This window comes from Streptomyces sp. DvalAA-43 (genome assembly GCF_900091725.1).
GTDB classification, from domain to species: Bacteria; Actinomycetota; Actinomycetes; order Streptomycetales; family Streptomycetaceae; genus Streptomyces; species Streptomyces pulveraceus.
The window spans coordinates 97,465-111,724 of record NZ_FMBW01000043.1 but is presented as its reverse complement, the minus strand read 5'-3'; the positions used below and the strand labels follow the sequence as shown (position 1 = coordinate 111,724).

Genomic DNA, 14,260 nt, shown 5'->3' with positions numbered 1-14,260 from the left:
GCTGTGCGGTGCCGGGGGCAGAGGCGTATCGGTTTCGGTGGTGCGGGGCTCAGCCCAGCTGCTCGTACGCCGGCAGCGTCAGGAAGTCCGCGTAGTCCTGGTCCAGGGAGACCTGGAGCAGCAGGTCGTGGGCCTGCTGCCACCTGCCGGCGGCGAAGGCCTCGTCGCCGATCTCGGCGCGGATCGCGGCGAGTTCCTCGGCCGCGACCGTACGGGCCAGTTCCGCAGTGGCGTGTTCGCCGTTCTCGAAGACCACGTCCGCGTTGATCCACTGCCAGATCTGCGAGCGGGAGATCTCCGCGGTGGCCGCGTCCTCCATCAGGTTGAAGATGGCGACCGCGCCCATGCCGCGCAGCCAGGCCTCGATGTAACGGATGCCGACCGCGACGGCGTTGCGCAGGCCCTCGTAGGTGGGCCTGGCGTCCAGGGTGTCGATGGCGATCAGGTCGCCGGCGGCCACCGAGACGTCCTCGCGCAGCCGCTCCTTCTGGTTCGGCTTCTCGCCGAGGACCGCGTCGAAGGAGGCCATGGCGATCGGGACCAGGTCCGGGTGGGCGACCCAGGAGCCGTCGAAGCCGTCGTGCGCCTCGCGGTCCTTGTCGGCCTTGACCTTCTCGAAGGCGACCTTGTTGACCTCGGCGTCCCGGCGGGACGGGATGAAGGCGGCCATGCCGCCGATGGCGTGCGCGCCGCGCTTGTGGCAGGTCCGGACGAGCAGTTCGGTGTACGCGCGCATGAACGGGGCGGTCATCGTCACCGCGTTGCGGTCCGGCAGCACGAACTTGGAGCCGCCGTCACGGAAGTTCTTGACGATGGAGAAGAGGTAGTCCCAGCGTCCCGCGTTCAGCCCGGAGGCGTGGTCGCGGAGCTCGTAGAGGATCTCCTCCATCTCGTACGCGGCGGTGATCGTCTCGATCAGGACGGTCGCGCGGACCGTGCCCTGCGGGATGCCGACGTAGTCCTGGGCGAAGACGAAGATGTCGTTCCAGAGGCGGGCCTCCAGATGCGACTCCGTCTTCGGGAGGTAGAAGTACGGGCCCTTGCCGAGATCGATGAGGCGTTGGGCGTTGTGGAAGAAGTACAGGCCGAAGTCGACCAGCGCGCCGGGCACCGGGGTGCCGTCGAGCTGGAGGTGGCGCTCGTTCAGATGCCAGCCGCGGGGGCGGGTGACGACCGTGGCGAGCTCGTCGGCGGGCTTCAGGGCGTACGACTTGCCGGACTTCGGGTCCGTGAAGTCGATGGAGCGGGTGTACGCGTCGATCAGGTTGAGCTGGCCGAGGACGACGTTCTCCCAGGTGGGGGCGGAGGCGTCCTCGAAGTCGGCGAGCCAGACCTTCGCGCCCGAGTTCAGGGCGTTGATGGTCATCTTGCGGTCGGTCGGACCGGTGATCTCCACCCGGCGGTCGTTCAGCGCGGCCGGGGCCGGGGCGACCTTCCAGGAGTCGTCCGCGCGGATCGCCGCCGTCTCGGGCAGGAAGTCCAGCGTGGACGTACGGGCGATCTCGGCGCGGCGCTCGCCGCGGCGGGCGAGCAGCTCGTCACGGCGGGGCGTGAACTGCCGGTGCAGCTCGGCCACGAACGCGAGGGCCGCGTCGGTCAGGACCTCCTCCTGCCGGGGCAGGGGCTCGGCATCGACGATGGCCAGCGGGGACGGCGCTGGTGCGGACATGAGCTGTCACTCCTTCAGCGGGCGGTGCGGGCGGCGTCTCACGGCCGCCGGGTCGCCTGAAATGGCACGGCGTGCCAGGGCTCCGGGATACGGGCGTGGAAGCCGTCCGCAGTGCAGAGGGCTTCTGACCAGTGGATAGTAGTTTCCTCATGGTGGAAGTTCAATGGTTTGTTGATGTCGAGATTCTCCGGGTCGACAGAAGTGGTGCGATGCTGGCGCAGCGTGCCAGTCCGGTCACCCGAGGTGCTTCAGGTCCTCCACCGTGTCGATGTCGTACGCCTGAGCCACATCGGAACACTCGACGAGCGTGATCGCATCGCGGTGCGCCCGCAGATAGGCCCGAGCGCCCTGGTCGCCCACCGCCCCCGCCGCGATCTCCGCCCACAGCTCCGCCCCGAACAGCACCGGATGGCCGCGTTCCCCGCCGTAGGCGGCGGCCGCGATCCCGGTCCGGGAGCGGTACGCCGAACGCACCCGTGCCACCGCGTCCGCGCCGATGCCCGGCTGGTCGACCAGCAGGACGAGTGCCGCGTCCGCGCCGGTGCCGGTCAGCGACCCGAGCCCCGCCCGCAGCGAGGAGCCCATGCCCTCGGTCCACCCGGGGTTGACGGTCACCTCGCAGCCGCCGAGGTCGGCGCGGGCCCGGACCTCGTCCGCGGCGGCGCCCAGGACGACATGGACGGCACCGCAGCCACCGTCCCGCAGTACCCGTACCGCGTGCTCGACCAGGGGACGGCCGCGGTGTTCGAGCAGGGCCTTGGGGCGTCCGCCGAGCCGCCGTCCGCCGCCTGCGGCGAGCAGCAGTCCGGCGATCCGGGGAGCTGGTGTGGTGGGAGTCATGCGGTCTGGATACCCCAACGGCCCCCGGACGCGCACCCTTCGCTCAAGCGGGCGCGGGCGGGCACAGGCGGGTGCGGCGTCCACCGGGAGACATACGGATCACCCGTACGGGACACCCCGAATTCGGTCCGTGGAGTGGCGCTCGGCACCTGTCATGGCGTTAACTTGCGCGCACGCCCGGTTACTTGACCACGCTGTGGGGACCGGCCGGAACACTGGCACATGGATGTGCGAGGGGGAGTGCATTGTTGCGAAGCGTGGGGCAGACGCGGGTGACCGGCAGCGGAGAGGATCCGCGGGTGACCGAACTGCGTACGGCGGTCTCCCGGCTCCGCCGCGAGCTGGCCGGGCATCCCGCCGAATTCCCGGACCGGGGGATCGCCGAGGACGAACTGGCCGCGCTGGACGCGATGGCGGCGGGCGGTGCGCCCGAGATTCCCCGGCTGCGCCGTTCGCTGCTGCTGATCGCCGGAGCGATCGGCTCGGTGAGCGCCCTGGCCTCCGCGCTCAGGGACGTGCGGGTCGCCGTCGATCTCTTCGGTGAGCCGCCGCGCGGCTGAGCAGCCGTACAGGGGCGGGGTCAGCGGCGGATGAGCCTGCGGGCCGTCGCCGCCGCGACCGCCGAGGTGCGGGAGTCCACGCCCAGCTTGGCGTAGATGTGCACCAGATGGGACTTGACCGTCGCCTGGCTGAGGAAGAGCCGCTTGCTGATCTGCAGGTTCGACAGCCCCTCGCCGACCAGTTGCAGGACCTCCAGCTCGCGCTTGGTCAGCGCCTCCGCGGGCGTCCGCATGCGGTCCATCAGCCGGTGGGCCACGGCCGGTGCGAGCGCCGAGCGGCCCGCCGCGGCCGTGCGTACCGCCGCCGCCAGCTCCTCCGGCGGGGCGTCCTTGAGCAGGTAGCCGGCGGCGCCCGCCTCGACCGCGGCCAGGATGTCGGCGTCCGAGTCGTACGTGGTGAGGATCAGGACGTGGGGCGCGTCCGGGTGTGCCGTGATCGCCGCGGTGGCCTGCGATCCGTGCATGCCCGCGCCGAACTGGAGGTCCATGAGGACCACGTCGAAGCCACCGGCCGCGGCGAGTTCGACGGCCCGCTCGGCGGTGGCCGCCTCGGCGACCACCCGGAAGCCGGGTTCGGCATCGAGCACGGCCCGCAGCCCCGCCCGTACCACCGGGTGGTCGTCGGCGAGCAGCAGCCTGATGGGGGCGGGGGAGGCGGTCATGCGGCGTCCTGTCCTGGCCGGCCGTCGGGGATCGGGAGCGGAAGGGTCAGGGCGACGGCGGTGCCCTGGCCGGGGGCCGACTCGACACTGAGCGTGCCGCCCAGCGAACGGGCCCGCGCCCGCATCGCCGGCAGTCCGAACCCCCCGGTGTCCCGGTCCGCGGCGACCGGGCCGGGACCCGGGGTGAACCCCCGGCCGTCGTCGACGACGTCCAGCGACACCGAGGTGTCCATGAAGCTGAGGGTGATCTCCGCGCGCCCAGCCCCGGCGTGCCGCACCGTGTTGGCCAGCGCCGACTGGGCGGTACGCAACAGCGCCACCTCGTACGGCGTGGGCAGCTCCACCGGTGTGCCGCTCACCGCGCACTGCACCGTGAGGCCGGGGCCGGTCGTGCGGGACGAGAGGCGTTCCAGCGCAGCGGCCAGGGAGCCGTTCTCCAGATCGGGCGGCGACAGGGCGCGGACGAAGCGGCGGGCCTCGGCGAGATTCTCCTGCGCGGCCTCGCGGGCCCGGCGGACGTGCGCGGTGGCGGGGTCGTCGGCGGGCAGGGTGCGTTCGGCGGCGCGCAGCAGCAGCTGGATGCTGGACAGCCCCTGGGCGAGGGTGTCGTGGATCTCCCGGGCCAGCCGCTCGCGCTCGGCGAGCGTGCCCGCGGTGCGTTCCGCCTCGGCGAGCTCCGCCCGGGTCGACATCAGCTCCTCGATGAGCTCCCGGCGCCGTTCGCTCTCCCGGAACAGCGCCTCGTACCCGAGGACCGTCGCGACCGCTACCGCCGCCCCGAGCAGCGGCCCGATGAAGGTGCCCGGGTTGACGGCCTGGCCGTGCAGCACGAAACCGGCGATGGCGGCGAGGGCGGTGGCGGCGACGGCCGGCAGGGCCCAGCGCGTCGGCAGCAGATGCAGTTGCAGGAAGTAGAGCGGGAAGGCCACCCAGAGGCTGTCCGGCGACAGGGCCAGCAGCGCCAGCCACACGGCGCCCAGCGCGGCCAGCCAGAGCGCGGCCGGGCGGGTGCGAGGCTGCACGGCGGGGGCGAGCGCGCCCGCCGCGTACAGGGCGGCCATCAGGCAGGCGACCACGACGACGGCGGTGGCGTGCGGTGTGCCGTCGCCGACGGCCCGGACCGCCGCGAGGGCGAGCAGCCCGATCAGCAGCGCGTGCAGACACAGCCGCAGTGCGGCGGTGACCGGGGGGTGGGCGCGGGAATCCATGATTCGTCCAGCGTAGACGCGGGGCGGCGGGGGCCGGTCAATCGAAAGGTTGATGTCGGGCCCCACCGCCGAGCGATGTTTCCGGCGGCCCGGACGGCGAGGCTGGGGCCATGTTCGTCGCATGGAGAGATCTCCGGTTCGCCAAGGGCCGGTTCGCGCTCATGGGCACGGTCGTGGTGCTGATCACGCTGCTCGTGGGTCTGTTGTCCGGCCTCACCGCCGGTCTGGCCCGGGAGAACACCTCGGCCGTCACGGGGCTGAACGCCGACCACCTGGCGTTCGCGGCCCCGCCCGACGGCCGCGCCGTGTCCTTCACCGACTCGTCCGTCGAGGAGAGCGCCTGGCGGAGCTGGGCGGAGCGGCCGGGGGTGAGCGGTGCGGAACCGCTCGGCATCCGTACGCTCAACGCCGTCGCCGTCCAGGGCGGGCGCACCGCCGCGGTCTCGGCGTTCGGGGTCGAGCCGGACGGGGGCCTGGCGCCCGCCGGTGGCGCGCGGGTCGGACCGGGGAAGGTGGTGCTGTCCGAGCAGGCCGCCGACGACCTGGCCGCCGGGACCGGTGACCGGCTGCGGTTCGGTGGCACCGAGGTCACCGTCGCGGCCGTCGCGGGGGACGCCTCCTACAGCCACACGCCGGTCGTGTGGACCTCGCTCGACGACTGGCAGCGGTTCGGCGGCGACGGCGGGGGCCGGGCCCGGCACGCCACGGTGATCGCCCTGACCACCACCGGCGGCGCCGATCTCGCCGCGGGCGACCGGGCGGCCGGCACCAGCACGCTCTCCCTCGCCGACTCCCTCACCGCCATCGGCTCCTACCAGGCCGAGAACGGCTCGCTCCAGCTGATGCGCGGTTTCCTCTTCGCCATCTCCGCCCTGGTCATCGGCGCCTTCTTCACCGTCTGGACGATCCAGCGCAGCGGCGATGTCGCGGTGCTGAAGGCACTCGGCGCCTCCACCCGCTATCTGCTGCGCGACGCGCTCGGGCAGGCCGTCGTGATGCTCGCGGTCGGTACGGGCGTGGGCACCGCGCTCGCCTCCGGGCTCGGCGCCCTGATCAGTGGCGGGGCCGTGCCGTTCGTCCTCGACGCGGCGACCGTCCTGGTCCCGGCCGCCGTCATGATCGTCCTCGGTGCCCTCGGGGCGGCCCTGTCCATCCGGCGGATCACCGCCGTCGACCCGCTCACCGCACTCGGGAGTGCCCGATGACCCTGACCCTCGCCGATGTCACCCTCACCTACCCCGACGGCGACGGCCGGCTCACCGCCCTCGACCGGATCTCGCTGGACGTGCCCGCGGGGACGCTCACCGCGGTCGTGGGGCCGTCCGGCTCCGGCAAGTCCAGCCTGCTCGCGGTGGCCGCGACCCTGGTCACCCCGGACGAGGGCCGGGTGGTCGTCGCCGGTACGGAGACCGCGGGCCTGGGCCGTGCGCAACAGGCGGAGCTGCGCCGGGAGCGCATCGGCATCGTCTTCCAGCAGCCCAATCTGCTGCCCTCGCTCACGGCGGCCGAACAGCTCCAGGTGATGACCCACCTCTCGGGCGGTTCGGTACGCGGAGCCCGCGGCCGGGCGCTGGAACTCCTGGACGCGGTCGGCCTGGCGGACCAGGCCGGACGCAGGCCGCACCAGCTGTCGGGCGGACAGCGGCAGCGGATCAACATCGCGCGGGCCCTGATGAACGACCCGGCGGTGCTGCTGGTCGACGAACCGACCAGCGCGCTCGACCACGAGCGGGGAGCGGCGGTGCTGGACCTGCTGGTCGCGCTGACCCGGTCGCGGTCGACGGCGACGGTGCTGGTCACGCACGACCGGACCCATCTGGACCGGGCGGACCGCACGGTCCGGATGGACGACGGCCGCCTGACGGTGCCCGAACCGGTCTGAGAAGAAGGAAGCGGGGAGGGGGCGGGTGGCGTCGGCCGCCCGCCCCCTCCCCGCGTCGTCTCAGCCGGTGGAGCCGCTGCTCGCCAGCGCGTCGGAGAGCTCCTTCGCGGCCTGCTGGAGGATCGGTACGATCCGCTCCGTCGCGGCGTCCGTCACCCGGCCCGCCGGACCGGAGATCGAGATCGCGGCCGAGGTGGGGGAGTTCGGGACGGAGACCGCCAGACAGCGGACCCCGATCTCCTGCTCGTTGTCGTCGACCGCGTAACCGAGCCGGCGGACCTGCTCCAGTGCGTCGAGGAAGCCGTCGGGGGTGGTGATCGTCTTCTCGGTGGCGGCCGGCATCCCGGTACGGGCGAGCAGGGCGCGCACCTCGTCCGGCGGCGTGTGCGCCAGCAGCGCCTTGCCGACACCCGTGGAGTGGGGGAGCACCCGGCGGCCCACCTCGGTGAACATGCGCATCGAGTGCTTGGACGGCACCTGCGCCACGTACACGATCTCGTCGCCGTCGAGCAGCGCCATGTTCGCGGTCTCGCCGGTCTCCTCGACCAGCCGCGCGAGATACGGGCGGGCCCAGGTGCCCAGGAGCCGGGACGCGGACTCGCCGAGCCGGATCAGCCGGGGGCCGAGGGCGTAGCGCCGGTTGGGCTGCTGGCGGACGTATCCGCAGAGCACCAGGGTGCGCATCAGGCGGTGGATGGTCGGCAGCGGGAGCCCACTGCTCGCGGAGAGTTCGCTCAGCCCGACCTCACCCCCCGCGTCCGCCATCCGCTCCAGAAGATCGAAGGCACGCTCAAGGGACTGCACACCACCGCTGGAAGCGGCGGGCTTGGAGTCGGATGTGCTGGCGTGGGACGGCGGCACGTCAAACGGTCCTTTCGAGGCGGAAGAGCGGGTGCCCCGCCCGGCGAGGCACCCAGCAGCCTACCGGGCGGTTCCCGATCGGCCCACTGCTCCGGGTGCGGAGTCCTGGCCGGTCAGAGCCCGTTTGTCCCGGTGTCGGCCTTCGGCGGGGCCGTTCCGCGGGGCCGCACTGGTCCCATGTTACGTTCCGCTCTCCGAAATAGGACTTTTACTTTGTGGAAATCTCCAGTTGTGGGCGCGCGGTGGCCGACCGGCCGCTCGGCGAGGAAAGTGGGGTCTTGACGGGCCCGGATCCCGAGTGAAGACTCCTTCAACAGTTCGTTGAATTCGTCAGCGTTCGAAGGTCCGAAGTGAGGAGCACGGGTGTCCGGTGCGGACGTGGAACTGGTACTGCGCTCGACGCGTGTCGTCACCCCGGACGGGACGCGCCCCGCGGCGGTCGCCGTCGCCGACGGGCGTATCGACGCCGTCCTGCCGTACGGCACCGAGGTGCCGGCCGGCGCTCGGCTGGAGGACTTCGGCGACGACGTCCTGCTGCCCGGACTCGTCGACACGCACGTCCATGTGAACGACCCGGGCCGCACCGAGTGGGAGGGCTTCTTCACCGCCACCCGCGCGGCGGCGGCGGGCGGCATCACCACCCTGCTCGACATGCCGCTCAACTCCCTCCCGCCGACCACCACCGTCGCCCATCTGCGCACCAAGCAGCAGGTGGCCGCCCCCAAGGCGCACATCGACACCGGCTTCTGGGGCGGCGCGATCCCGTCCAACGTCAAGGACCTGCGGCCGCTGCACGAGGCCGGGGTGTTCGGCTTCAAGTGCTTCCTGTCGCCCTCCGGCGTCGATGAGTTCCCGGAGCTCGACCAGGAGCAGCTGGCCCGGTCCATGGCGGAGATCGCCGGTTTCGGCGGCCTGCTGATCGTGCACGCCGAGGACCCGCGCCATCTGGCCTCCGCCCCGCAGCGCAGCGGGCCCGCCTACGCCGACTTCCTCGCCTCCCGGCCGCGCGACGCCGAGAACACCGCGATCGAGGGCCTGATCGGGCATGCCAGGCGGCTGAACGCCCGCGTCCATGTGCTGCATCTGTCCTCCAGTGACGCACTGCCGATGATCGCCGCCGCCAAGCGCGAAGGCGTACGGATCACCGTCGAGTCCTGCCCGCACTTCCTCACCCTCACCGCCGAGGAGGTCCCGGACGGCGCCACGGAGTTCAAGTGCTGCCCGCCGATCCGCGAGGCCGCCAACCAGGACGCGCTGTGGGAGGGGCTGGCCGGCGGCACGATCGACTGCGTCGTCTCCGACCACTCGCCGTGCACCACCGAGCTGAAGACGCCGGACTTCGCCTCCGCCTGGGGTGGGATCTCCTCCCTCCAGCTGGGACTGCCCGCCATCTGGACCGAGGCCCGCAGGCGTGGCCACTCGCTCGACGACGTCGCCCGCTGGATGTCGGCCGCCCCCGCGCGGCTCGCCGGGCTGACCCGGAAGGGGGCCATCGAGGCCGGACGCGACGCGGACTTCGCGGTGCTCGCCCCCGACGAGACGTTCACCGTCGACCCCGCCGAACTCTTCCACCGCAACCAGGTCACCGCATACGCCGGAAAGACCCTGCTCGGCGTCGTGAAGTCGACCTGGCTGCGCGGCGAACGGATCGCCGCCGACGGCGCCGTCGCCGGACCCACCGGACGGCTCCTCGAAAGGAACCACTGACCATGACGGCGACCGAGCGCTTCACCGGTGACGCGAACCCGTACGGCGGCGGCGACCCGTACGCCGACTACCGCACCGCCGACTTCCCCTTCACCGGCCTCGTCGACCTCGCCGACCGGCGGCTCGGCGCGGGGGTGATCGCCGCCAACGACGAGTTCTTCGCCGAGCGCGAGAACCTGCTCAGGCCGGAGCCCGCCGAGTTCGACCCCGAGCGCTTCGGCCACAAGGGCAAGATCATGGACGGCTGGGAGACCCGCCGCCGTCGCGGCGCGAGTGCGGACGAGCCGCACCCGGCGGACGGGGACCACGACTGGGCGCTGGTACGGCTCGGCGCGCCCGGAATCGTGCGCGGCATCGTCGTCGACACGGCCCACTTCCGCGGCAACTACCCGCAGGCGGTCTCCGTCGAGGCGGCCTGCGTGCCCGGCTCCCCGTCGCCCGGGGAACTCCTCGCGCCCGGGGTCGAGTGGACGACGCTCGTACCCCGTACGCCGGTTGGCGGGCACGCCGCCAACGGCTTCTCGGTCGAGGCCGGGCGGCGCTTCACCCATCTGCGGGTCAACCAGCACCCCGACGGGGGGATAGCCCGCCTCCGGGTGTACGGCGAGGTCGTTCCCGACCCCGCGTGGCTGGCCGCCCTCGGCACCTTCGACCTGGTCGCCCTGGAGAACGGCGGCACGGTGGAGGACGCCTCCGACCGCTTCTACTCCCCGGCCACCCACACCATCCAGCCCGGCCGGTCCCGCAAGATGGACGACGGCTGGGAGACCCGGCGGCGGCGCGACCGGGGCAACGACTGGATCCGCTACCGGCTCGTCGAGCAGGCGCGGATCCGCGCCGTCGAGATCGACACCGCGTATCTGAAGGGCAACTCGGCGGGCTGGGCGAGCCTCTTTGCCCGCGACGGCGGGAGCGGGGACTGGACCGAGGTGCTGCCCCGGACCCGGCTGCAGCCCGACACCGACCACCGCTTCGTCCTGCCGGAGGAGGTCCGGGCCACGCACATCCGGATCGACATCTTCCCGGACGGCGGAATCTCCCGGCTGCGGCTGTTCGGCTCACCGACCGAGGAGGGCGCCGCACGGCTGGCGGCCCGCCACCGCGAGCTGGGCGGCTGAGGACCCGGGCCCTGTGCGCCCGCACGCCGGCCCCGGCCCGGACGCCTCGTCCGGGCCGGGGCCGACACCATCCGGGTGTGCCCGATGAGTCCGCATCCAGGGGCATATGGGACCCTGGGTGCATGATCTTCATCGCCGTCAAGTTCACCGTACGCAGCGAAGAGCGCGACAACTGGCTCCCGGCCGTCGAGCCCTTCACCCTCGCCACCCGGCAGGAGCCGGGCAACGTCTTCTTCGAGTGGTCGTACAGCGTCGAGAACCCCGACCAGTTCGTCCTGCTGGAGGCCTTCGCCTCCCCCGAGGCCGGTGCGGCCCACGTGAAGTCCGAGCACTTCGCCTCGGCCATGGACCTGATGGCGGACCTCGTCGCCGAGACCCCGGAGATCATCAACGTCGAGGTGCCGGGCGAGGGTTGGTCCCGGATGGCGGAGGTCACCCCGCGCTCGCGGTGAACCGCACCGCGCCGGGGCCGCGCGGGGCCGGTCCGTTCAGGCCGCGTGGCCGCCGTCCACCGTCACCTCCGTACCGGTGATGTACGCCGCCCCGGCACTGGCCAAGTAGGCGATCAGGGAAGCCACTTCGTCCGTCGTGCCGAACCGGCCCAGGGCGGTCGCCGAGCGCTGGCCGGCGGCGAACGGGCCGTCGGCCGGGTTGAGATCCGTGTCGACCGGTCCGGGCTGCACCAGATTGACCGTGATGCCGCGCGGCCCCAGTTCACGGGCGAGCGGCTTGGTGAGACCCGTCAGCGCCGACTTGCTCATCGCGTAGAGCGTGGAGCCGGACCCGCCGGTGTACCGGCTGAGCGCCGTGCCGACCGAGACGATGCGGCCACCGTCCTCCAGGACCTCCGCCGCCGCCCGGCAGGCCAGGAACACCGCCCGCACATTGACCGCGAGCACCCGGTCCACATCGGCGTGGGTGAGGGCGCCGATGGGCCCGAGCACCCCGATGCCCGCGTTGTTGACGAGGATGTCCAGCCGGCCGAGCGTGTCCGCGGCGCCGTGCACGGCCGCCGGGACCGCCTCGGGGTCGGCCGAGTCCACCCGCAGGGCGATCCCGCGCCGGCCGTACGAGCGGATCTCATCGACGACCGCCGTCGCGGCCGCCTCGTCCTGTACGTACGTCAGGGCCACATCGACCCCCTCCCGGGCGAGCCGCAGGGCGGTCGCGGCGCCGATGCCGCGGCTGCCTCCGGTGACGAGTGCGGTCCGGGTCGTGCCGGTGGTGCTGGTGCTGGTCATCGTGGGTTCCTCGTACGTCGGCGGTGTTGTGTCGGTCGTTGTTCGACACGGACCAGGAAAGTCGTTGAGCCCGGCCGATACCGGCGGGAATCGGACGTCGACGAGGGCTGTCCGGCGGGGGGGCGGTGCCCGGTACGGTGATCGTTCCCGCGTGTGAGCCATCGAGGTCTCCACATCGTTCCCGCCGTGGAGAACCAGGAGAACCAGGCCAGGTGTCCTCGATCGCCGTGCCCACGCTTGCCCCGTCCCGCCGCGCCTGGCTCACCGACCTGCCCGTGCTGCTCGTCGCGGTCGTGTGGGGTTCGAGCTATCTGGCGGCCAAGGGCATCACCACCGCCCAGACCGTCGTCGCCGTGCTCGTGCTGCGATTCGCCGTCGTGCTGCCGGTGCTGGTGGTCGTCGGCCGTCGCAGGCTGCGGGCGCTCGACGCGGCGCAGTGGCGGGGGGCCGGTCTGCTGGGGCTCGTCCTCAGCGCGATCTTCCTCGTGGAGACGTACGGCGTCGTGCACACCTCGGCGACCAACGCGGGCCTCATCATCAGCCTCACCATGATCGTCACCCCGCTCGCCGAGGGCGCGGTGACCCGTGTCCGGCCGCCCAGGGCCTTCCTCGCCGCCGCGGCGCTCTCGGTCGCCGGTGTGGTGCTGCTGACCCAGGGCGGCGGATTCACCAGCCCGTCGCCCGGTGATCTGCTGATGCTGGTGGCCGCCCTCGCCCGCACCGTGCACGTGCTGCTGATGGCCCGTATCAAGTCCGTGCAGGGGGCCGACTCGCTGTCGCTGACCACGGTCCAGCTCGGCAGCGCCGTCGCCGTCTTCGCCGTGCTCGCGGCCGTGCCCGGTACCGGGGAGGCGCCGTGGACGGTGGCCGCGGGGTTCGGCGTCCGGGAATGGGGCGGGCTGCTGTTCCTCTCCGTCTTCTGCACGCTCTTCGCCTTCTTCGTACAGATGTGGTCGGTGCGCCGCACCTCGCCGTCCCGGGTCAGCCTGCTGCTCGGCACGGAGCCGCTCTGGGCCGCCGCCGTCGGCATCGCGATCGGCGGCGAGCGGCTCGGCGTCCTCGGCGCGGTGGGCGCGGTGCTCGTCCTGGCGGCAACCGCCTGGGGGCGGCGCGCGGTCACCCCGGCCGCCGGCTGAGCCGGGCGACGGCCACCGGCCCCGCGCCCCGTCCGAAAGTCTCGTGTTCCGCGACTTTGGTCGCTCGACGCGTACCAGCGGCCGAGGTCATCCGTCTGACCTGGGTAGTTTTGGGGCATGACGCGTACGGAGTACCGCTGGCTGCTGCCCTCGGCGATGGCCGACCCCGAGCTGCCCGGCGACCGGCGCGGCCGCTCCCGACGCACCGTGCGGGACTGGGCCGTCGACCTGACCGCCTTCTTCTGCGCGGCCGGGATCGGCATGCTCGCGGCGGCCGCGATCGAGGCCGACCGCTCCACCCCCGACGGCATCCTGGCCGCCGACATCGTGATCGGCGCGCTGGCCTGCTGCGCCCTGTGGGTGCGGCGGCGGTGGCCGGTCGGCGTCGCGGTGGCCCTGGTCCTGGTCGCCGCGATCGAGCCGGTCTCGGCGGGGGCCATGCTCGTCGCGCTGTTCGGCGTGGCCGTGCACCGGCCGTTCCGGCCCGTGGCGGCCGTCGGGGCGCTCGCCCTGGCGCTGGCCCCCGTACAGCCGTATCTGCGCCCCGACCCGGACACCTCGTTCCTCGGGGCCACGGTCATGGGGGTGCTGCTGCCGCTGCTGGTGATCAGCTGGGGCATGGTCGTACGCTCCAGGCGCCAGCTCGTCGTCACCCTGCGCGAGCGGGCCCGCCGGGCCGAGACCGAGGCGGCGCTCCGTGCCGAACAGGCACAGCGGCTGGCCCGCGAGGCCATCGCCCGCGAGATGCACGACGTCCTCGCCCACCGGCTTACCCTGCTCAGCGTCCACGCCGGTGCCCTCGAATTCCGCCCCGACGCACCGACCGCCGAGGTGGCACGGGCGGCCGGGGTCATCCGGGACAGCGCCCACGAGGCGCTCCAGGACCTCCGCGAGATCATCGGAGTCCTGCGCAGCCCCGGCGAGAGCGACGGCGACAGGCCGCAGCCCACCCTCGCCAGCCTCGACGAGCTGATCGCCGAATCCCGGCCGGCCGGCATGAAGGTCACCCTCGACAACCACGTCGGCGACCCCGCCACCGCCCCCGCCGCCACCGGCCGAACCGTCTACCGCATCGTCCAGGAGGGCCTGACCAACGCCCGCAAACACGCGCCCGGCGCCGAGGTCACCGTCACGGTCACCGGCGCTCCGGGCCAGGGGCTCACCGTCGAGGTGCGCAATCCGGCACCCACCCGGCCCTTCGAGCAGGTACCCGGCTCCGGCCAGGGGCTCATCGGACTCACCGAACGCGCCACCCTGGCCGGGGGCGGCCTCGACCACGGGCCGCTGCCGGACGGCGGCTTCCGTATCCGGGCCACGCTGCCGTGGCCGGCCTGACGGCCACGGCGGCGTGGCGGTCAGGGGCGGGTACGACGGTC

At 73.0% G+C, this 14,260-nt stretch carries 14 protein-coding genes; 8 read left to right on the top strand and 6 right to left on the bottom strand.

What is annotated here, in order from left to right:
- Window positions 1-49: 49 nt before the first annotated feature.
- Window positions 50-1,669 (bottom strand): malate synthase A, encoded by a 1,620-nt coding sequence (gene aceB, locus GA0115234_RS15235; protein WP_093541895.1) that lies wholly within the window; start codon window positions 1,667-1,669, stop codon window positions 50-52.
- Window positions 1,670-1,903: 234 nt separating this feature from the next.
- Window positions 1,904-2,509, bottom strand: coding sequence for a nucleotidyltransferase family protein (locus GA0115234_RS15230; RefSeq protein ID WP_093541894.1), 606 nt, complete (start codon window positions 2,507-2,509; stop codon window positions 1,904-1,906).
- 245 nt (window positions 2,510-2,754) lie between these two features.
- Between GA0115234_RS15230 and GA0115234_RS15225 the strand changes: the two genes are divergently transcribed.
- Window positions 2,755-3,069 carry a DUF5955 family protein gene (locus tag GA0115234_RS15225; protein WP_093541892.1) on the top strand — a complete coding sequence of 105 codons (315 nt, stop codon included), beginning with the start codon at window positions 2,755-2,757 and terminating at the stop codon, window positions 3,067-3,069.
- 20 nt (window positions 3,070-3,089) lie between these two features.
- On the opposite strand, the gene GA0115234_RS15220 is transcribed toward GA0115234_RS15225, so the two are convergent.
- A complete protein-coding gene (locus GA0115234_RS15220) occupies window positions 3,090-3,731 on the bottom strand; it encodes a response regulator (RefSeq protein WP_093541890.1) in 642 nt (213 codons plus the stop codon).
- Window positions 3,728-4,939 carry a sensor histidine kinase gene (locus tag GA0115234_RS15215; protein ID WP_093541888.1) on the bottom strand — a complete coding sequence of 404 codons (1,212 nt, stop codon included), beginning with the start codon at window positions 4,937-4,939 and terminating at the stop codon, window positions 3,728-3,730. The genes GA0115234_RS15220 and GA0115234_RS15215 overlap by 4 nt, the downstream gene beginning before the upstream one ends.
- Before the next feature lie 110 nt (window positions 4,940-5,049).
- On the opposite strand from GA0115234_RS15215, the gene GA0115234_RS15210 reads away from it, so the two are divergent.
- Together GA0115234_RS15210 and GA0115234_RS15205 are read left to right on the top strand one after the other, a co-directional pair.
- The gene (locus GA0115234_RS15210) at window positions 5,050-6,144 is read left to right on the top strand and encodes an ABC transporter permease (protein WP_093541886.1); all 1,095 of its coding nucleotides are present in this window, start codon (window positions 5,050-5,052) and stop codon (window positions 6,142-6,144) included.
- Window positions 6,141-6,821 carry an ABC transporter ATP-binding protein gene (locus tag GA0115234_RS15205; protein WP_093541884.1) on the top strand — a complete coding sequence of 227 codons (681 nt, stop codon included), beginning with the start codon at window positions 6,141-6,143 and terminating at the stop codon, window positions 6,819-6,821. The genes GA0115234_RS15210 and GA0115234_RS15205 overlap by 4 nt, the downstream gene beginning before the upstream one ends.
- Before the next feature lie 60 nt (window positions 6,822-6,881).
- On the opposite strand, the gene GA0115234_RS15200 is transcribed toward GA0115234_RS15205, so the two are convergent.
- Window positions 6,882-7,682, bottom strand: a complete 801-nt coding sequence (locus GA0115234_RS15200; RefSeq protein ID WP_093541882.1) for an IclR family transcriptional regulator — start codon at window positions 7,680-7,682, stop codon at window positions 6,882-6,884.
- A gap of 363 nt (window positions 7,683-8,045) precedes the next feature.
- Here GA0115234_RS15200 and allB point away from each other — a divergent pair, with 363 nt between their 5' ends.
- The 3 genes from allB to GA0115234_RS15185 all read left to right on the top strand — a co-directional run bounded on the left by allB (window position 8,046) and on the right by GA0115234_RS15185 (window position 10,959).
- Window positions 8,046-9,389, top strand: coding sequence for an allantoinase AllB (gene allB / locus GA0115234_RS15195; protein ID WP_093541881.1), 1,344 nt, complete (start codon window positions 8,046-8,048; stop codon window positions 9,387-9,389).
- A 2-nt stretch (window positions 9,390-9,391) separates the two neighbouring features.
- Window positions 9,392-10,507 carry an allantoicase gene (gene alc, locus GA0115234_RS15190; protein ID WP_093541879.1) on the top strand — a complete coding sequence of 372 codons (1,116 nt, stop codon included), beginning with the start codon at window positions 9,392-9,394 and terminating at the stop codon, window positions 10,505-10,507.
- 122 nt (window positions 10,508-10,629) lie between these two features.
- Complete coding sequence (locus GA0115234_RS15185) at window positions 10,630-10,959, top strand: putative quinol monooxygenase (protein ID WP_093541877.1); 330 nt, start codon at window positions 10,630-10,632, stop codon at window positions 10,957-10,959.
- Window positions 10,960-10,995: 36 nt separating this feature from the next.
- Here GA0115234_RS15185 and GA0115234_RS15180 read toward each other — a convergent pair whose 3' ends face one another.
- Window positions 10,996-11,748: an SDR family NAD(P)-dependent oxidoreductase gene (locus GA0115234_RS15180; RefSeq protein WP_093541875.1), complete on the bottom strand. Its 753-nt coding sequence runs from the start codon at window positions 11,746-11,748 to the stop codon at window positions 10,996-10,998.
- 212 nt (window positions 11,749-11,960) lie between these two features.
- On the opposite strand from GA0115234_RS15180, the gene GA0115234_RS15175 reads away from it, so the two are divergent.
- Window positions 11,961-12,884, top strand: coding sequence for a DMT family transporter (locus GA0115234_RS15175; protein WP_093541874.1), 924 nt, complete (start codon window positions 11,961-11,963; stop codon window positions 12,882-12,884).
- A 117-nt stretch (window positions 12,885-13,001) separates the two neighbouring features.
- Window positions 13,002-14,219 (top strand): sensor histidine kinase, encoded by a 1,218-nt coding sequence (locus GA0115234_RS15170; protein WP_093541872.1) that lies wholly within the window; start codon window positions 13,002-13,004, stop codon window positions 14,217-14,219.
- Window positions 14,220-14,260 lie beyond the last annotated feature (41 nt).